This window comes from Lentzea sp. HUAS TT2, from assembly GCF_051853195.1.
Taxonomy (GTDB): Bacteria; Actinomycetota; Actinomycetes; order Mycobacteriales; family Pseudonocardiaceae; genus Lentzea.
In genome coordinates this window covers 2,272,130-2,289,007 of sequence record NZ_CP196667.1, presented here as the reverse complement: position 1 = coordinate 2,289,007, position 16,878 = coordinate 2,272,130, and the positions used below count along the sequence as shown (strand labels likewise).

Genomic DNA, 16,878 nt, shown 5'->3' with positions numbered 1-16,878 from the left:
GTTGCCGGTTGCGTACCGTCGCAACCCGGGGGTCGGGGAAGTCTCGGTCCCTCTTGCTCAGGGAGGGCCACAGCGGTGACATGGCAACCACCGGGTGAGGAACAGGGCTCCGGCCCGCAGTACGTCGACCCGCAGTACGTCGACCCGCAGGCGGCCTCCTACCTCGACCCGCAGCAGTCCGGCCCGCAGCACGTCAGCGGCGGCCAATCCGGCCCGTACAACCTGGCGAACCAGTCGGGGTCGTACCCGGTGCCCGGCAACGCCTCCGGTCCGTACCAGGTGCCGGGCAACGCGTCGGGTCCGTACCCGGTGCCCGGTGCCCAGTCAGGCCCGTACCAGGTGGGCGGCGGCCAGTCAGGGCCCCACCACACCGGTCAGCACACGGCGCAGTACGGCCAGTTCGCCGGCCAGCAGTACCCGAACAACTTCCCGCAGCAGGAGTACCGCTCGCAGGCGCAGGAAGTCTCGTCGCAGCAGCTGATCAAGAAGGAGAAGCGCCCGCCGACGTCCGGCTGGCGCAAGTCCCTGCACTCGATCACCGGCGGCGCGATCAACCTGGGCGAGAGCCCGGCCGACGTGCGCAGGCGTGAGCTCATCGGGCGGATCAACCAGCCGCTGCGCGGGTGCTACAAGATCGCGATGCTGTCGCTGAAGGGCGGCGTCGGCAAGACCACGACGACCACGACGCTGGGCTCGACGTTCTCGTCGCTGCGCGGTGACCGGGTCGTCGCCGTCGACGCGAACCCCGACCGCGGCACGCTGGCGTTGAAGATCCCGCGCGAGACCACCGCGACCGTGCGTCACCTGCTGCGCGACGCCCCGCGGATCAAGAAGTACAGCGACGTGCGCGCGTACACCTCGCAGTCGCCGGCGCGTCTCGAGGTGCTCGCGTCCGAGCAGGACCCGTCGGTGTCGGAGGCGTTCAGCGAGGACGACTACCGCCGCACGGTGGAGCTGCTCGAGCACTTCTACAACATCGTGCTGACCGACTGCGGCACCGGTTTGATGCACTCCGCCATGAAGGGCGTGCTGGACGAGGCGGACTCGCTGGTCCTGGTGTCGTCCGGCTCGGTCGACGGCGCGCAGACGTCAGCCGCGACGCTCGACTGGCTCGAGGCGCACGGCTACCGCGACCTGGTCGCGAAGTCCGTGTGCGTGATCAACTCCGTGCGCCCGAAGTCGGGCAAGGTCGACCTCGACAAGCTCGCCGCCCACTTCCAGCAGCGTTGCCGTGCCGTGGTCCGCCTGCCGTTCGACGAGCACCTCGAAGAAGGCGCCGAGATCGCGCTGGACCAGCTCGCGCCGGAGACCCGTCTGGCGTTGCTGGAACTCGCCGCCGTGGTGGCGGACGACTTCCCGCACGCCTGAGCGGGGTCTCGACAGTGGCGGAAAGGGGTCCTGTGATCAGGGCCCCTTTTCCGTTCACTCGTCGCGCTTGCGCTGCTCGTCGAGCTTGCGCAGGAACTCCGGGTCGTCGTCGGGTGCGATCACCTTGCGGCCTGGGGTGTACTCCGAGTGCTGCGGGGCGAACGCTCGCCACACGAGCACAGCCACGGTGAGCGCACCGATCACCGCCAGCAGGTAGATCATCGTGTCGCCACCTCCCTTTGCCACGAGATTACCCGCGGCACAGGGGTAACTACGGTTTCAGTGGCGGACAGGTTCAGTTGCCTCGGTCGTGAGCTCCGACAGCAGAGCCTTCACCTCGGTCTCACGGAACCTGCGATGTCCTCCAGGGGTGCGGATCGAGCCGATGCGACCTGCGGTGGCCCATCGGGTCACGGTCTTCGGGTCGACCCGGAACAGATTGGCGACTTCCCCAGGCGTCAAGAGCCGCTCGGTGGCTGCAGTCACTCGTCCTCCTCAGATCAGACGTTCCGGTCTGATCGTGGCATCTGACCCATCAGGTACTCGAACGCTTGTTTTTTGGTAAAGAGGTAGTAAGGGACGACCGGCGCGAACCGGACATGCCTCACCGCACGCGGGGCGCTTTCGTACTGCATGTCGGTACGGAAGGTCCCCGCGTGCGGACAGGGCATAGGGTGTCGCGGGTGGATGCTCTTGATCGACAGATCATCGCCGCACTTCGTGCCAACGGACGGGCCACGTACGCCGATCTCGGCAGGCAGGTCGGCCTGTCCGCCTCCGCCGTGCACGAGCGGGTCGGCAAGCTCGAGTCCAGCGGCGTGATCGTCGGGTATCACGCGGTCGTCGACCCCAGCGCGGTCGGCCTGGGCGTGACCGCCCTGATCGGCATCCATCCCACCGACATCGCGGACGACAACGAGGTCGCGGTCGCGTTGGCCGAACTCCACGAGGTCGAGTCCTGCTACCGGGTCGCGGGCGACGAGTCGTTCATCGTCAAGGTCAGGGTGTCGACGGTGGACGACCTGGAGCGCGCGCTCGGCCGGTTGCGGCGCATCCCCGGCGTGGCCCGCACGCGTACGACCGTGGTGCTCTCCACACGTTTCGAAGGGCGCCCGAACACCGGCGACGAGGACGGCGACGTAACCTGAACGGGTGCTCGCTCGTGATGTGACGCTCTACGTCCTCGCCCGCCTCGGCCTCGTGGTCGTGGTGATGGGCGCGCTCATGTTGTTCAAGGTTCCTTTGCTGCCCGCCCTCGCCGTCGGTGTGGTCGTGGCGTTGCCGGCCTCGTTGTTCATCTTCAAGGGGCTGCGGCAGCGGGTCGCGGCGGGCCTCGACGCCCACCAGGCCGTGCGCAAGGCCGAGCGCGACAAGCTGCGTTCCGAACTGCGTGGTGACGAAGGTCCTCTCACCCAGGCGTAGGACGTCTGCCCGGTTATCGTGCGGGCTGTGAGTACCTCCGTTGACCGCGTTTGCAGCAGGACCAGGCACTGGGTGTGCGAGGCCGTCGGGATCATCGAGGCGGACGCGAACCGCAGCGCGGACACCCACCTCCTGCGCTACCCGTTGCCACTCGAGTGGGGCATCGACCTCTACCTGAAGGACGAGTCCACGCACCCCACGGGTTCGTTGAAGCACCGGTTGGCGCGCTCGCTCTTCCTCTACGCGATCTGCAACGGCTGGATCACCGGTGGCACGCCCGTGATCGAGGCCTCCTCCGGCTCGACGGCGGTGTCCGAGGCGTACTTCGCACGACTGCTGGGGCTGCCGTTCATCGCGGTGATGCCCCGCTCGACCTCGCCCGAGAAGGTCGCGCTGATCGAGCGCCAGGGCGGCAGGTGCCACTTCATCGACGAGCCGTCGGCCCTGTACGACGAGTCGCGGCGGCTGGCCTCCGAGCTCGGCGGGCACTTCATGGACCAGTTCACGCACGCCGAGCGCGCGACGGACTGGCGGGGCAACAACAACATCGCCGAGTCGATCTTCGAGCAGATGAGGCTGGAGCCGTCGCCCACCCCCGACTGGATCGTCGTGGGCGCGGGCACGGGCGGCACGTCGGCCACGATCGGCCGGTACATCCACTACCAGAAGCTGAACACGCGGCTGGCCGTCGTCGACCCGGAGCACTCGGTCTTCTTCGACGCGTGGCGCGACGGCAACCGCGACCTGGTGGCGACGCGGGGTTCGGGCATCGAGGGCATCGGGCGGCCGCGGGTGGAGCCGTCGTTCATCGGTGAGGTCATCGACCGGATGATCAAGGTGCCGGACGCGGCGTCCGTTGCGACGATCCGGTACGTGGAGGACCTGCTCGGGCGGCGGGTCGGCGGATCCACGGGTACGAATCTCTGGGGAGCGTTCCAGATCGTGGCCGAGATGCGGCAGTCTCGTACGCGCGGGAGCGTGGTGACGTTGTTGTGCGACGGTGGCGAGCGTTACGCGAACACCTATTACGACGACACATGGGTATCCGCACAAGGCATGCATCTCGACCCGTGCCTTGACCGCCTGAACAACTTCCACCGCACGGGGAACTGGTGACGAGAATCGTGCGTCACAGCGTGACCTGAGCACCTGAGTCCGCAGGGGGGACGCTGTGTCGTCGCTGTTCACCGACGCGGCCGAGATGCGCGCGTACGCCGAGTACCTGCGCACCGAGGCCCAAGAGTTCGAGACGATCCGCAAGTACGTCCACGCCACGGCGTGCGACAAGGCGGGCTTCACCGGCCTGCTGACGTTGCTGCAGCCGGGCGTCGACATCGTGCGGGCGCTGTTCGACGAGTCGCTCGACTTCGGCAAGTCGAAGCTCGAGGGCGCGGCCGCGGCGGTGGACACCTCGGCGAAGGTCTACGAGGACATCGACGCCGCCCAGCGCCGCATGTTCGACGGGCTGCTGAAATGACGGCGACGGACTACCGGGCCGTGCGCCCGGTCGCGGCCTCCCTGAAGCAGCCGGACGTCGACACGGCGTCGCTGAACGACGTCCTGCGCGACCAGGGCTGGGGTGTGCAGGCGGTCAACTGGGTGTTCGAGGCGGTGACCGGCGAGTCGCTGGTCTCCACGATCATCACGCCGATCACCGGCGACTGGTCGAAGATCCGCGCGGACGGCGACGCGTGGCGCATGGTCGGCAACGCCATGAACGACGTCTCGTACAACCTCACGGACGCCGTGGGCAAGGTGCGCGGCCACTGGGACGGCGAAGCGGCACGTGCCCACGAGAAGTACATCGCCCTGGGCTGGAAGGCGGGCCTGCTCGCCGAGATGGGCGTGGCCCAGCTGATCGCGAAGGGCTTCGACACGGTCGCGTCCGGCGCCGAGGCACTGGGCAAGCAGGCGGCCAGGCTGCTGGACTACCTGGTCAACAAGCTGCTGGAAGCTGCCGCCACCGTCTGGATCCCGGTCGCGGGCTGGATCAAGGCCGCCGAGATGGTCTGGAACGCGTACCAGATCTACCGGCGCGTCATGGACATCATCGACACGGTCCAGAAGCTCATCGCCGACGTGAAGTCGCTCTTCGACGCCGTCGGCCGCGTCTTCTCCGCCATCGGCAAGCTGAAGGACGCCGACTCCCTGGCCGAGGCCATGAACGCCACCCAGGAGGTGGCCGAGGCGGGCCGCGACGTCCGCAACGCCGTCAGGGACATCCACGACGACTTCGGCTCCATCAAGGACTCGGCCACCGAGATCGCCGACCGCGGCCACGACATCGGCTCGAAGGTCCGCGAGGTCTACACCCCGCCAGGCGGCGACGAGGCCACCAAACCGGCAGCCGTCTCGGCCGTGGCCCCCGGCGGCGCCCAGGTGGCCGCCCCACCGACCCTGCCCGCCGGCCACGACACCCCGACCACCACGCACGCCGCGGCAGCCGCAGGCCCCGCCGCGTCCGCACCGCCGTCGTTGGGCGGCGGCGGAGGTGGCGGCATGCCGACCGGTGGCGTCCCCACAGGCGGCCACTCCGGTTCGGGCGGAGCACCTTCACCCGGCCACGCGACCCCACCCAGCGTCAACACCACCCACGCGGCCGGCGCGGCCCCCGCCGCAGCGCCACCGTCGTCGCACCAGACCCCCATGGGCGGCGCGATGCCGATGGGTGCCCCCATGGCCCCGGGTGCCGGCGGCGGCGACCAGACCAGGAGCTCCGGCTCCCGCCCTGGCGCGGGCGGCGTGCCGTCCTTCCCGAGCGCGGGCGCTCCGGCCGGCCCCAAGGCCCCCACGGGCCTGCCGACCCCTCCCGGCCACGCCTCAGGCCTTCCCAGCCCGCCCTCGACGCCCGCGTCGGGCACCGGCCCCCGCCCCGGCGGCTCCGGCCTGCCCACGCCCCCGTCGGGCCCCGGCACGTCCGGCAACAGCCACCCCGGCACGCCGGGCAGCAGCCACCCCGGCACGCACCCGACGCCCGGTTCCGCCGGCACACACCCGGCCCCTGGCTCGGGCAGCGGCCTCCCGACCCCGCCGAACTCGGGCACGCACGGCTCTGGCAGCGGCTTGCCGACCCCGCCGAACACGGGCGGTCACCCGGCGCCTGGATCGGGCAGCGGCCTGCCCACGCCTCCTGACCACCCGAGCGCCAGCTCGGGCACGGCAACGGCCCCCGCCCCGTCCCACACGGGCGGCGGCCTCCCGTCGCCTCCCGGACACCCGACCCCGAGTGCGGGCGGTGGCCTGCCCTCGCCTCCCGGTCACCCGAGCCCCACCACGGACCACTCGACGCCGAGCGGTTCGGGAGCCTCGACGACGCCGCACGACGGCGGCACGCGTCCCCACGACACGACTCCGTCCGGCACCGTCCCGCACGACCCGTCGAGCCCGCGTCCGCACGACACCACGCCCAACGGGTCGACGGACACCAAGCCCCACGACACGTCAGACGGCACCAAGCCGCACGACACCGACACCCGGCCGCACGACGCTGACCCGAAGCCTCACGACACCGACACCAAGCCCCACGACGGTGCCGAGAAGCCCCACGACAGCGACCCCAAGCCGCACGACACGGACCCCAAGCCCCACGACACCGACGCGGCCGGCGCCGACGACGTCAAGCCCCACGACCCCCAGCCGGACCACGACCCGGCCCAGCCCGCCCACGACACCGACCCCAAGCCGGGCAACGACGACGCCACCCCCGGCCACCACGACAACGGCGACAACAGCACCCCGCCGCCGCCCACCGCCCCGGACCTCAAGGGCCACTTCGACGCAGCCGCCATGGCCGCGCAGGGTCAGGGCTACCAGCACCAGCTCGACCAGATCCTGCCCAACCAGGCCGACCGCGACCGCTACGTCGAGCTGAGCCAGAAGCTGTCCACCGACCTGAGCCCGAGCGAGGCCCAGCACGTGGCCGACGTCCGCAACCAGATCAAGGTCGACACCGGCGACATCGTCACCAAGGCCCTCAACCCGAGCGCGGTCAGCACCTACCTGCCCGACCAGCCGCACGCGGCCGGCAGCAAGCAGGAGACCTGGCAGAACCAGATGGGCGGCTCGATCGCCCGCGGTCAGGACGTGGTCGACGTCAACACGCCGCAGGGGCTGCGGGACAGTCTCGCGCTCGACGACAAGGGCAAGGGCTGGACGCCCATCCCGGCGGGCGCGCAGACCGCGATGCAGCTGCGGTACGAGATCACCGACCAGAACGCCGGCGCGCACAACGTGCCGTTCGGCGGGCCGAAGAAGGACACGCCGGACTTCACCCAGCCGGGGCCGTACCCGGCGGACCAGTACCAGTCGCCGCAGGAGAAGGCGCACTACGAGGCGTCGCAGCAGCAGATGGCGGCGGCCGGTGGCGCGACGAAGCCGTACGACGGCTACGACCCGTTCACCGGTACCGGTTCGACGATGGGCGGCATGCCGGAGTGGCGTGTCGACGGCGGCACACCGTTGCCCGATCGTGCCGAGATCTGGCAGGTGAACGCGGACGGAACTGAGAAACTGCACGCCGTGTACGACCGCAAGTTCGGCTGGACGAAGCTCTGATGACCCAGTACTCCCAGGAGATGGCCGAGTACCGCGGCGAGACCTACTTCGCGGGCGCGGAGGGCGAGCACGTCTGGATCCGCAAGATCCCGGGCGTGACCTATGCGAACGCGGAAGGGTTCCAGACCTACGGCAACCGTGAGCTCAAGACCGTGGCGGTAAAGGAACTCCAGGCCTGGTACCTGGAGACCTGCAAGGCCACGTGGCGCGGGCAGCCGTTCAACGTCGTCAGGACGGCGAACGGCAAGGCGGAGGCCGGGTACGCGGGCGGCGAGTACGTGTGGGCCGCGCAGAACGGGCTCGAAGGCGACCAGTACAACGGCTACACGGGCACGCTCGACGTCGACGAGCTCGAGAACGTGCAGGTCGACCGCACCGACTTCCTGGCGCGGTGGAAGGAGAAGAACCCGGGATGAGCACCCCTCAGGCCGTCCGCAAGGCGGCCGGCATCGGGCCGGAGACGATCCTGCAGATGATCGTGCACCCGGCGATCGCGCAGCTCTACCTGGGCAACGTCGTGGTGTCCGGCAAGTTCGAGCCGCACCGGGCCGCCGGGTTCGTGACGCGCGGGCAGGACTTCCCGCAGGGCACCTCCGACCAGTTCGCGGAGGTGTTCGGCGTCGACAAGGTCGCGGACTGGCCGAAGGGCACGCAGTACCTGCTGCGCTTCCTGGCGCACACCACCGAGCTCTTCGACACCAGCTTCGGCGGACCGACGCTCGACGGCGCGCGGAAGATGGGCACCACCCGCGTCTACCCGCTCCCGTTCACCGGCACCGGCTACACGCCGAGCGCGAACCCGATCCCCGAGTACGTCATGGAGCTCACCGAACTCCCCGCCGGCACGGAGCTCTGGCGCTTCGAGCCCACCGGTGAAGGCCGCAGCGTCGGCAAGTACCTCAACCGCCAGGTCGGCTGGATCCCCACTGCGGACGTCGGCTTCGGCCCCGGAAGGTACTGGCAGGCCCCGGTTCCGCACCGGCCGACCGTCCGTCGTGGACTGATCGGCAACTACCGCGGCCAGGCCTTCGACATCGACTTCGGGCCCGCGCCAGGATCGGTCCTCCTGCACCCGCTGGCCGGCCAGCCCGCACCGCCGGACTTCACCGACGAGTACGGCGCCCGGTTCCTCGAGGTGCCGGACGCGGTCGTGGAGGACCTCCAGCTCGTCCGCACGCTCTGCACGTACCAGGGTGCGGAGTTCGAGATCATCGGCGTCCTGGGCGACCAGGCCGTGCTGCACTTCCTCGGTGAGAACTACGAAACGGCCCAGCGGCTCGGTCTGTCCGAAGTAGACTTCCGCCAGTGGCGCACCCTCGCTCAGCGGGGCGATGTGAGCGACATCCGCGGTGAGGCCAGGCCGATTCAGCGCGGGCTCTTCGCGAGGGAGAACTGAGATGACCACCCCGAACGACAGCTGGAAGTCCCCTGAGCTGCGGGCGGCGGAGGCGCAGGTCGACGCGCGCTTCAAGGAGGCGCAGGACCTCGCGAACCGCCTGAAGGACACGCCGCTGCCTCCCGTTCCGCCGGTCGACTTCAAGGCGATCGCCCAGCAGGTCGAACGGGCCGCGCAGGAGCGGGACGCGCCGGAGCAGCTCAAGGCGTTGAAGCGCAAGGTGGACGCGGGCGAGTTCACCTGGGAGGACGTCGTCTCCGGCAAGGCCGCGCAGGACCCCGACGTGCAGGCCATGCAGCAGGAGAACGTCAACAAGATGAAGCAGGCGTTCCAGATGCTGCAGGAGGGCCTGACCGCGGACGAGATCATGGCCGCCCAGGACCCGCGCAGGAACCGGGGTGACGACGGCGACGAGAACGCCCCCGACATCTTCACGGAGGACAAGTGGTGATGACGGCCTGGCGGACACCGGACATCTCAGCGGCGGAGGACTTCCTCAGCAACGCCGTCGCCCAGGCGAACCGTGCGATGCAGGCCGCCCAGCAGAACCTGAGGGGCAAGGAACCGTCCACTGAGGACATCCGCAGGGTGATGCAGTTCGCGAAGTCGAGCGACGCCTCACCGGCGATGCGTCAGCTCGCCGACCGCATCGCCCGCGGCGCCGGCCTGAGCTGGCGTCAGGTCCTCACCGGCGAGGCCGGCCACGATCCGCTGGTGCGCCAGGCACTCGACGCCGACCGCGCCAGGCTGGACGAGCTGATCAAGGGCGAGACGGCCCCGCCGCCACCCCCGCGCAGGCCTGTGCGGACGGACGACGACGAGCCCACTCAGTTCACCGAGGACGCCTGGTAGCGGCTAGTCCAGCACCAGGCCGACGCTGACCAGCACGGCCCACGCGAGCATCGCGATCCCGGTGAACTGCAGCACCGGGATCAGGTCACGCCCGCCACGCCCCGCGGCCACCCGGCGCACGGCGGGCAGCAGCACCGGCGCCGCGAGGAACCCGAGCAGCGCGTACGGCACCCGCACGACCATCCCGAGCGCGATCAGGAACGGCACCGCGACCAGCGCCAGGTACAGCCTGCGCGTGTCCTTGTCGCCCAGCACCACGGCCAGGGTCCGCTTGCCCGACACGGCGTCCGTCGGGATGTCGCGCAGGTTGTTCGCCACCAGCACCGCGGCCGAGATCGACCCCATCGCGATGGACGCCCCGATGCCGATTCCGGTGATCTCACCGGTCTGCACGTACAGCGTGCCCAGCACCGCGGCCGGTCCGAAGAAGAGGAACACCGCGATCTCGCCGAGCCCCGCGTAGCCGTACGGACGCTTGCCGCCCGTGTAGAACCACGCCCCGGCGATGCACACGGCACCGAACGCGAGCAGCCACCAGTACCCGGACAACGCCACCAGCGCCACACCGGCCAGCGCGCCGACCCCGAGCGAGATGAACGCCGCCAGCCGCACCTTCGACGCCTCGGCCGCACCGGACCCGGTCAGCCGGAACGGCCCCACCCGGTTGTCGTCCGTGCCGCGGATGCCGTCGGAGTAGTCGTTCGCGTAGTTCACGCCGACCTGGAACGCCACCGAGACCACGAGGGCGAGCACCGTGTAGAGCACGTTGAACTCGTCGATGTGGTGCGCCGCAGCAGCTCCCACGACCACCGGGGCGATCGAGTTCGGCAGCGTGCGAGGGCGGGTCCCCTGGATCCACTGGACGACTGAGGCCATGCCTCCATCCTCCGGTATGGCTCCTGAGGACCCGCCGAAGGGGGTATCAGCAGGCAGTCGCGCCGCTCACACCCGCGACGTACGCCTTGGCGATGTGCTTGCCGGAGGCGATGCGGTACCAGACGTTCGACGTGCCCTGCGTGCCCGACACCGACTCGCCCGTGAGCTGGCAGGTCACCCTGACCTGGGCGTAGTTGCCGGCCAGGCCCACCTGCGACGACGAGGAGTTCGCGCCGCTGCGGACGTTCACCGTGCCGTTCGCGGCCGAGGTGCGGACCGTCCCGACAGGACCGGAGCCCGTCCACAGGTACGTCACGGTGACCCACGAGTTCGTGGTCAGCTTCAGGCCGTCCCAGAACGTGCCGTCGGCCAGGTCGATGCCCGCCGGGTTCGCGACCTCACGGCCGTACTGGTCCTTGCCACCGTTGTAGTTGTCCTCGTACGCGGCCTGGGCTTCCGGCTTGCCCTGCGGCAGGTCCTTCCACATCTCGCGGGTCGCGGACGCGTTCCAGTAGTCGTCCTTGGTGTTCCACGGGCCGACGTCCCACACGGGCGCCCATTCGCAACGGCCGTTCGACGCGCACACCTGCACGCTGTAGTTGCCGGAGTTCTTGTTCGCCAGGCCACGCCGCGACGGCAGCGCGACGAAGTGGTCGCGCGAGACGATCGTGTGGCCGTTCGCCGTGGTGCCGCCGACCAGACCCTCGCGCGTCGCGTAGACCCGGTACGAACGTCCAGCCGCAGCAACGGAAACGTCATCCGCGGCAACGGTGACGGGCGCCTGCGTCGCGGTCAGCTTCACCCGCGATGCCTTGCCACTGCTCAGAACCACGCGCGTCTCGATGGTGGACGTGGTCACCGGCAACGTCGCCGGCGCCTCCAGCCACTCGGTCCACTGCCCGTCCGCACGCAGGCCGCGCACGTCGACGACACCATCGCCGGTCACCGCCGCCGTGACCGCGTTGGCGGGCTGAGCGAGTCTGTGCGTCCCGACCTGGATCAGGCCGATCCGCGGGGAACCGCCCCACGTGACGGTGCGGCCGCTGACGTCGGCGGTCCACTCGTTCGAGGCGGCCGCCGCCTGAGCGGGGGACACCAGTCCGACCACCAGCGTGGCACCGGCGACCAGCGGTAACAGGTAGCGCATGAAGAAACCCCCATCGCTAACGCGCACGGCCTAGGCTGCCGTGCGCTTCGCGGGGAGAGTTGTCCTCAGCGGTAAAGGTTCACCTAAAGAGGTCGGTGACGGCCGTCCGGTTCACCTTGCCCGGCCCGCGCAACGGCAGCTCGTGCACGAACCGCACCAGCTTCGGCGTGGCGGCTCGCCCCACGGCCTCCGCGACCGCGGCCTTCAGTTCGTCGACCGACGGCTCGGTGCCACGAGCGACCACGGCCGCGGCCACGACCTGCCCCCACTCGGCGTCTGGCACGCCCACGACACACGCCTCCAGCACGCCCTCGACGGTCGCCAGAGCCCGTTCCACCAGCACCGGAGGCACCTTCTCGCCGCCGGTGACGATCACGTCGTCCGCGCGCCCCAGCACCTCCAGCCGCCCGTCGCGCAGCCGCCCGAGGTCCCCGGTGCGGAACCACTCGCCGAACGGCTCCGGGTTGCCGCGATATCCCAGCGCCAGCACCGGCCCGCTGATCTCGATCACGTCGTCGGTGCGCAACGAGACCCCGCGCAACGGCGTGCCGTCGTACACGCACCCGCCAGAGGTCTCGCTCATGCCGTACGTCGTGACGACCTGCACGCCGAGTTCGCGCGCCTGCTCCAGCAGCTTCGGCGGCGTGGCGGCCCCGCCGATCAGCACGCCGTCGAACTGCCGCAGCGCCTCCAGCCCCGGCCCCTCGCCCACGACGAGCCGGGAGAGTTGCGTGGGCACCAGCGCGGTGTAGTGCCGTCCCGGCTGGGCCAGCACGGGCCGCGCGGCGTGCGCGAAACCCATGGCGCGGAAGCCCTTCGACATGTCGAGCACACCGGGCGTGGTGCCGGCGACGATCGACCGCACCAGCACCTGCACCCCGGCGATGTGGCCGGTCGGCAACGCCAGCAGCCACGTGCCGGGGCCGCCGAGCCGTTCGTAGGTGGCCTCGGCGGACGTCGTCAGCGCGTCCGCGTCGAGCAGCACCGTCTTCGGCTCGCCCGTCGACCCGGAGGTGGGCACGCCGAGCACGGCCCGCTTCTCCCAGCCGTCGAGGGGGCCGTCCACCAGCGGGTCGCCGCCCTGGAGCGCCGCGCGCAGTTCGTCGAGCATGCTTTACCTGCTCAGAAGTAGTACGGGTAGTTCGACCAGTCGGGGTCGCGCTTCTCGAGGAAGGAGTCCCGGCCTTCCACCGCCTCGTCGGTCATGTACGCGAGCCTGGTCGTCTCGCCGGCGAAGATCTGCTGTCCCACCAGGCCGTCGTCGATCAGGTTGAACGCGTACTTGAGCATCCGCTGGGCGGTCGGCGACTTGCCGTTGATCTCGCGCGCCCACTGCAGCGCCGTCGTCTCCAGCTCGGCGTGCGGCACGACCTCGTTGACCGCGCCCATCTTGTACATGTCCTCGGCGGAGTACGTGCGGCCGAGGAAGAAGATCTCGCGGGCGAACTTCTGCCCGACCTGCCGGGCGAGGTAGGCCGACCCGTAGCCGCCGTCGAACGAGCCGACGTCCGCGTCCGTCTGCTTGAACTTCGCGTGCTCGGCGCTCGCGATCGTGAGGTCGCACACGACGTGCAGGCTGTGCCCGCCACCCGCCGCCCAGCCGGGGACGACCGCGATGACGACCTTCGGCATGAACCTGATCAGCCGCTGGCACTCCAGGATGTGCAGCCGTCCCGCACGCGCGGGGTCGACGCTCTCCGCCGTCTCACCGGAGGCGTACTGGTAGCCGCTGCGACCACGGATCCGCTGGTCACCGCCACTGCAGAAGGCCCAGCCGCCGTCCTTGGCGCTGGGGCCGTTGCCGGTCAGCAGCACGCACCCGACGTCGGACGACATCCGCGCGTGGTCCAGCGCCCGGTACAGCTCGTCCACCGTGTGCGGCCGGAACGCGTTGCGCACCTCGGGCCGGTTGAACGCGATCCGGACGGTGCCCTGGTCGAGCGCGCGGTGGTACGTGATGTCGGTGAAGTCGAAGCCCTCGATCGGCTTCCACAACGACGGGTCGAAGAGCTCCTGATCTGCCACGCACGAGACTCTAAGGGCCGGAGGCCGAGACCAGCGGGCGACCTCTCAGGTGTCCCGGTGACAATTGAGGGATGAACCCGTCCACGACGCAGGCGAGGGTGATCGTCGACGAGCTGGTGCGCAACGGCGTGCGTCACGTCGTGCTGTGCCCCGGCTCGCGCAACGCCCCGCTGTCGTTCGCGCTGCACCAGGCCGAGCAGAAGGGCCTGCTCACGGTGCACGTGCGCATCGACGAGCGCAGCGGAGGGTTCCTCGCGCTGGGTCTTGCGAAGACCGGCGAACCCGCTGTGGTGACGTGCACCAGCGGCACCGCCGTCGCGAACCTGCACCCGGCCGTCATCGAGGCGCAGCTGACGAACGTGCCGTTGATCGCGTTGACGGCCGACCGTCCGGTCGAGCTCTACCGCACCGGCTCCAGCCAGACGATCAACCAGCACGACCTCCTCGGCATCCCGACGCTGCACATGCCGGAGGGCGCCGACGAGCCCACGACCCGTTCGTTGATCTGCCGCGCCATCGCCACGGACGGTCCGTCGCACGTCAACGTGCCTTTCCGGCCGCCGCTCACCCCGGCCGACGACGAGTGGCCGTCCTCGGATCGTGGCGCGTGGACCGAGACGGACCGCACGTTCACCGTCGAGACCCGCCCGTCCGACCTGCCCGCCCGCACGCTGGTGCTGCTCGGCGACGACCGTCCGGAACGGCTGCGGAGGGCGTCGGAGCTGGGCTGGCCGGTGATCGCCGAGCCGACCGCGCCCGGCGGCCTGCGCCACGGTTCGTTGCTGCTCAACGCCGGCCTGCCGGAGCACCTGCGGCCCGACGCGGTGCTCGTTGTCGGGCGCGTGACCCTGTCGAGGGGGCAGCAGGCGCTGCTGGGCGCCACTCCGATCGTGCACGCGGTGGGGGAGCAGGCGCAGTGGCCGGACGTCCAGTTCACCGCGACGCGGGCCTCGACCTGGCTGCCGGAGCCCCAGGCGCTCGACGGCGAGTGGTCGCAGGTGTGGCAGAGCGCGGTGAAGGACGTCAGCGTCGCCGTCGACGACCTCCTGGACGCCGAGCCGTGGCCGACCGGCCTGCACGTCGCCCGCGACCTGGTCCAGGCGATGCCGCCGGGGTCGCTGCTGTTCGTGGGCTCGTCGAACCCGATCCGCGACGTCGACTTCGCGAGCGAGCGGCGTCCGGACGTCACCGTGCACGCCAACCGGGGCGCGGCCGGCATCGATGGGAGCGTGTCCACGGCCGTAGGGCTGGCCTGGAACCACGACGGCCCCGCGTACGCGCTGATGGGCGACCTGACGTTCCTGCACGACAGCAACGGCCTGCTCGCCGACCGACTGCCGGACCTCACGATCGTCGTGCTCAACGACGACGGCGGCGGGATCTTCTCGTTGCTGGAACAAGGCGCTCCGGAGTACGGCGGGAGTTTCGAAAGAATTTTCGGCACTCCGCACGGGACTGATCTGACCGCTTTGTGCGCGGGCTACCGAATTCCGCACTCCATTGTGGACGGGCAGGACGAGTTCCGTAGCGCGATTGCGTCGCCCAAAGGCCTCCAAGTGGTCGAAGTGCAGGCAAAACGTGACGAACTGCGCTCACTGCACCAGCGTCTCAAGGCGACTGTGTCAAATGTTTTCACCAAGTAGGAAACATACGTAAGTCGGTAGGCGGGTCTAGATCGTCTGGATAGCGTCCGCCGCATGTCGATCAGATCAAAGACGACGGCCGCGGTGGCGTCCGCGGCCGCGATGACGCTCTTCGCGGGGACGGCGCTGGCGGCGTCTCCGGGCGCTCCCGGAGCCGGCGACCCGTACTTCCCCACGTACGGCAACGGCGGGTACGACGTCTCCCACTACGACATCAGGCTCAACTACAACCCGACCGGCGACCAGCTGTCGGGCACCACGACGATCCTGGCGAAGGCCACCCAGGACCTCACGCAGTTCAACCTCGACTTCCTGCTCAAGGTGAAGTCGGTCCGCGTGAACAACGTCCCGGCCTCGTTCGTCTCGGACGAGGGCGAGCTCACGCTCACCCCGCGCGGCGGCGTCCGCAAGGGCCAGGACCTGACGATCGTCGTCACGTACGCCGACAGCCCGTCCACCGTGAAGGACCGCAACGGCTTCACGGCCTGGACGAAGACCGTCGACGGCGCGCTGGCCATCGGTGAGCCGGAGATCGCCTCCTGGTGGTTCCCGTCCAACGACCACCCCACCGACAAGGCCACCTTCGACGTCAACGTCGCCGTCCCGAACGGCGTCGAGGCGATCTCGAACGGCACCTTCCTCGGCCAGACCCGCCAGATCAACGGCTACACCCGCTGGAACTGGCGCAGCACCAAGCCGCAGGCGACGTACCTGACGTTCCTGACCATCGGCCAGTTCGAGCTCCGCCAGGGCACCACGCCGTCGGGCCAGCCGTACGTCAACGCGTACTCCGAGCGCCTCGGCGAGAACACCGACGCCGCGAAGGCGAGCATCGAGCGCACGCCGGAGATCAACGAGTTCCTCGCGGAGAACTTCGGCCCGTACCCGTTCGAGGCACAGGGCGGCGTCGTCACCCCGAACCTCGGCTACGCGCTGGAGAACCAGACCCGCCCGACCTACGACACGGCCTTCTTCCGCCGCGGCGCCAACACCTACGTCGTCGCGCACGAGCTGGGCCACCAGTGGTTCGGCGACTCGGTCTCGGTCCACCACTGGCGGGACATCTGGCTGAACGAGGGCTTCGCCTCCTACGCGGAGTTCCTGTGGTCCGAGTACATCGGTGAGGGCACGGCGCAGGAGAACGCCGACTACACCTACGACCTGTACCCGGCCGACAGCGAGTTCTGGAACGTCCTGCCCGGCGACCCCGGTGCCGGCGCGGTGTTCGACGGCGCCGTCTACGACCGCGGCGCGCTGGCCGTGCACGCCCTGCGCGTGGCCGTGGGCGACGAGAAGTTCTTCGAGATCCTCAAGACCTGGGTCGCGGAGAAGAAGTACTCGGACGCCACGATCGAGGAGTTCATCGCGCTGGCGGAGCGGGTCTCCGGCCAGCAGCTCGACCAGCTGTTCCAGACGTGGCTGTTCACGAAGGGCAAGCCGGCCGAGGCTCCCGGACGTTCGGCCGACGTCGCCGCGAAGACGCTCTCGGTCACCGCGGAACCGAAGTCCCGCGCCAAGATCCAGCTGACGCACGAGCTGCTGGACGCGCACAAGTAACTCGGTGGCGGACACCGGCCGGTGACGAGCACGATCAA

At 69.9% G+C, this 16,878-nt stretch carries 18 protein-coding genes; 12 read left to right on the top strand and 6 right to left on the bottom strand.

Annotated features, from left to right (window positions below):
* Positions 1-75 precede the first annotated feature (75 nt).
* The gene (locus ACSHWB_RS11310; protein WP_439661998.1) at positions 76-1,368 is read left to right on the top strand and encodes an AAA family ATPase; all 1,293 of its coding nucleotides are present in this window, start codon (positions 76-78) and stop codon (positions 1,366-1,368) included.
* 54 nt (positions 1,369-1,422) lie between these two features.
* On the opposite strand, the gene ACSHWB_RS11305 is transcribed toward ACSHWB_RS11310, so the two are convergent.
* Together ACSHWB_RS11305 and ACSHWB_RS11300 are read right to left on the bottom strand one after the other, a co-directional pair.
* On the bottom strand, positions 1,423-1,590 hold the full coding sequence (locus ACSHWB_RS11305) for a hypothetical protein (protein ID WP_086667950.1): 168 nt from the start codon (positions 1,588-1,590) through the stop codon (positions 1,423-1,425).
* 57 nt (positions 1,591-1,647) lie between these two features.
* Positions 1,648-1,854: a BldC family transcriptional regulator gene (locus ACSHWB_RS11300; protein WP_030473853.1), complete on the bottom strand. Its 207-nt coding sequence runs from the start codon at positions 1,852-1,854 to the stop codon at positions 1,648-1,650.
* Between the two features lie 197 nt (positions 1,855-2,051).
* Between ACSHWB_RS11300 and ACSHWB_RS11295 the strand changes: the two genes are divergently transcribed.
* From ACSHWB_RS11295 to ACSHWB_RS11255, 9 genes are read left to right on the top strand one after another with little or no spacing between them, the layout of a single operon-like run.
* Complete coding sequence (locus ACSHWB_RS11295) at positions 2,052-2,516, top strand: Lrp/AsnC family transcriptional regulator (RefSeq protein ID WP_439661997.1); 465 nt, start codon at positions 2,052-2,054, stop codon at positions 2,514-2,516.
* Between the two features lie 4 nt (positions 2,517-2,520).
* Positions 2,521-2,790 (top strand): DUF4229 domain-containing protein, encoded by a 270-nt coding sequence (locus ACSHWB_RS11290; protein ID WP_439661996.1) that lies wholly within the window; start codon positions 2,521-2,523, stop codon positions 2,788-2,790.
* A 27-nt stretch (positions 2,791-2,817) separates the two neighbouring features.
* Complete coding sequence (locus tag ACSHWB_RS11285) at positions 2,818-3,906, top strand: PLP-dependent cysteine synthase family protein (protein ID WP_439661995.1); 1,089 nt, start codon at positions 2,818-2,820, stop codon at positions 3,904-3,906.
* Positions 3,907-3,961: 55 nt separating this feature from the next.
* Complete coding sequence (locus ACSHWB_RS11280) at positions 3,962-4,267, top strand: hypothetical protein (RefSeq protein ID WP_439661994.1); 306 nt, start codon at positions 3,962-3,964, stop codon at positions 4,265-4,267.
* Complete coding sequence (locus tag ACSHWB_RS11275; protein WP_439661993.1) at positions 4,264-7,344, top strand: hypothetical protein; 3,081 nt, start codon at positions 4,264-4,266, stop codon at positions 7,342-7,344. The genes ACSHWB_RS11280 and ACSHWB_RS11275 overlap by 4 nt, the downstream gene beginning before the upstream one ends.
* The gene (locus ACSHWB_RS11270) at positions 7,344-7,760 is read left to right on the top strand and encodes a hypothetical protein (RefSeq protein ID WP_439661992.1); all 417 of its coding nucleotides are present in this window, start codon (positions 7,344-7,346) and stop codon (positions 7,758-7,760) included. Before ACSHWB_RS11275 ends, ACSHWB_RS11270 begins: the two co-directional genes overlap by 1 nt.
* On the top strand, positions 7,757-8,740 hold the full coding sequence (locus tag ACSHWB_RS11265) for a hypothetical protein (RefSeq protein WP_439661991.1): 984 nt from the start codon (positions 7,757-7,759) through the stop codon (positions 8,738-8,740). Before ACSHWB_RS11270 ends, ACSHWB_RS11265 begins: the two co-directional genes overlap by 4 nt.
* Position 8,741: 1 nt before the next feature.
* The gene (locus tag ACSHWB_RS11260; RefSeq protein ID WP_439661990.1) at positions 8,742-9,191 is read left to right on the top strand and encodes a hypothetical protein; all 450 of its coding nucleotides are present in this window, start codon (positions 8,742-8,744) and stop codon (positions 9,189-9,191) included.
* The gene (locus tag ACSHWB_RS11255) at positions 9,191-9,592 is read left to right on the top strand and encodes a hypothetical protein (protein WP_439661989.1); all 402 of its coding nucleotides are present in this window, start codon (positions 9,191-9,193) and stop codon (positions 9,590-9,592) included. Before ACSHWB_RS11260 ends, ACSHWB_RS11255 begins: the two co-directional genes overlap by 1 nt.
* A 3-nt stretch (positions 9,593-9,595) precedes the next feature.
* On the opposite strand, the gene ACSHWB_RS11250 is transcribed toward ACSHWB_RS11255, so the two are convergent.
* From ACSHWB_RS11250 to ACSHWB_RS11235, 4 genes are all read right to left on the bottom strand, one after another.
* Positions 9,596-10,468: a 1,4-dihydroxy-2-naphthoate polyprenyltransferase gene (locus ACSHWB_RS11250; protein ID WP_439661988.1), complete on the bottom strand. Its 873-nt coding sequence runs from the start codon at positions 10,466-10,468 to the stop codon at positions 9,596-9,598.
* 46 nt (positions 10,469-10,514) lie between these two features.
* Complete coding sequence (locus ACSHWB_RS11245; protein ID WP_439661987.1) at positions 10,515-11,615, bottom strand: hypothetical protein; 1,101 nt, start codon at positions 11,613-11,615, stop codon at positions 10,515-10,517.
* Positions 11,616-11,694: 79 nt separating this feature from the next.
* Positions 11,695-12,726, bottom strand: a complete 1,032-nt coding sequence (gene menE / locus ACSHWB_RS11240; protein ID WP_439661986.1) for an o-succinylbenzoate--CoA ligase — start codon at positions 12,724-12,726, stop codon at positions 11,695-11,697.
* Between the two features lie 11 nt (positions 12,727-12,737).
* Positions 12,738-13,640 (bottom strand): 1,4-dihydroxy-2-naphthoyl-CoA synthase, encoded by a 903-nt coding sequence (locus ACSHWB_RS11235; RefSeq protein ID WP_093605881.1) that lies wholly within the window; start codon positions 13,638-13,640, stop codon positions 12,738-12,740.
* Positions 13,641-13,711: 71 nt separating this feature from the next.
* Here ACSHWB_RS11235 and menD point away from each other — a divergent pair, with 71 nt between their 5' ends.
* Both menD and ACSHWB_RS11225 read left to right on the top strand, forming a co-directional pair.
* Entirely contained in the window at positions 13,712-15,283 is a 1,572-nt protein-coding gene (gene menD, locus ACSHWB_RS11230; protein WP_439661985.1) for a 2-succinyl-5-enolpyruvyl-6-hydroxy-3-cyclohexene-1-carboxylic-acid synthase, read from the top strand.
* Positions 15,284-15,337: 54 nt separating this feature from the next.
* On the top strand, positions 15,338-16,840 hold the full coding sequence (locus tag ACSHWB_RS11225; RefSeq protein WP_439661984.1) for a M1 family metallopeptidase: 1,503 nt from the start codon (positions 15,338-15,340) through the stop codon (positions 16,838-16,840).
* Positions 16,841-16,878: the final 38 nt, after the last annotated feature.

Bases quoted from the DNA above. Each gene is read 5' to 3' on its own strand.
- ACSHWB_RS11305 (WP_086667950.1), bottom strand. From the start codon at position 1,590: ATGATCTACCTGCTGGCGGTGATCGGTGCGCTCACCGTGGCTGTGCTC.
- ACSHWB_RS11275 (WP_439661993.1), top strand. From the start codon at position 4,264: ATGACGGCGACGGACTACCGGGCCGTGCGCCCGGTCGCGGCCTCCCTG.
- ACSHWB_RS11270 (WP_439661992.1), top strand. From the start codon at position 7,344: ATGACCCAGTACTCCCAGGAGATGGCCGAGTACCGCGGCGAGACCTAC.
- ACSHWB_RS11265 (WP_439661991.1), top strand. From the start codon at position 7,757: ATGAGCACCCCTCAGGCCGTCCGCAAGGCGGCCGGCATCGGGCCGGAG.
- ACSHWB_RS11260 (WP_439661990.1), top strand. From the start codon at position 8,742: ATGACCACCCCGAACGACAGCTGGAAGTCCCCTGAGCTGCGGGCGGCG.
- ACSHWB_RS11255 (WP_439661989.1), top strand. From the start codon at position 9,191: ATGACGGCCTGGCGGACACCGGACATCTCAGCGGCGGAGGACTTCCTC.
- ACSHWB_RS11250 (WP_439661988.1), bottom strand. From the start codon at position 10,468: ATGGCCTCAGTCGTCCAGTGGATCCAGGGGACCCGCCCTCGCACGCTG.
- ACSHWB_RS11245 (WP_439661987.1), bottom strand. From the start codon at position 11,615: ATGCGCTACCTGTTACCGCTGGTCGCCGGTGCCACGCTGGTGGTCGGA.
- menE (WP_439661986.1), bottom strand. From the start codon at position 12,726: ATGCTCGACGAACTGCGCGCGGCGCTCCAGGGCGGCGACCCGCTGGTG.
- menD (WP_439661985.1), top strand. From the start codon at position 13,712: ATGAACCCGTCCACGACGCAGGCGAGGGTGATCGTCGACGAGCTGGTG.
- ACSHWB_RS11225 (WP_439661984.1), top strand. From the start codon at position 15,338: ATGTCGATCAGATCAAAGACGACGGCCGCGGTGGCGTCCGCGGCCGCG.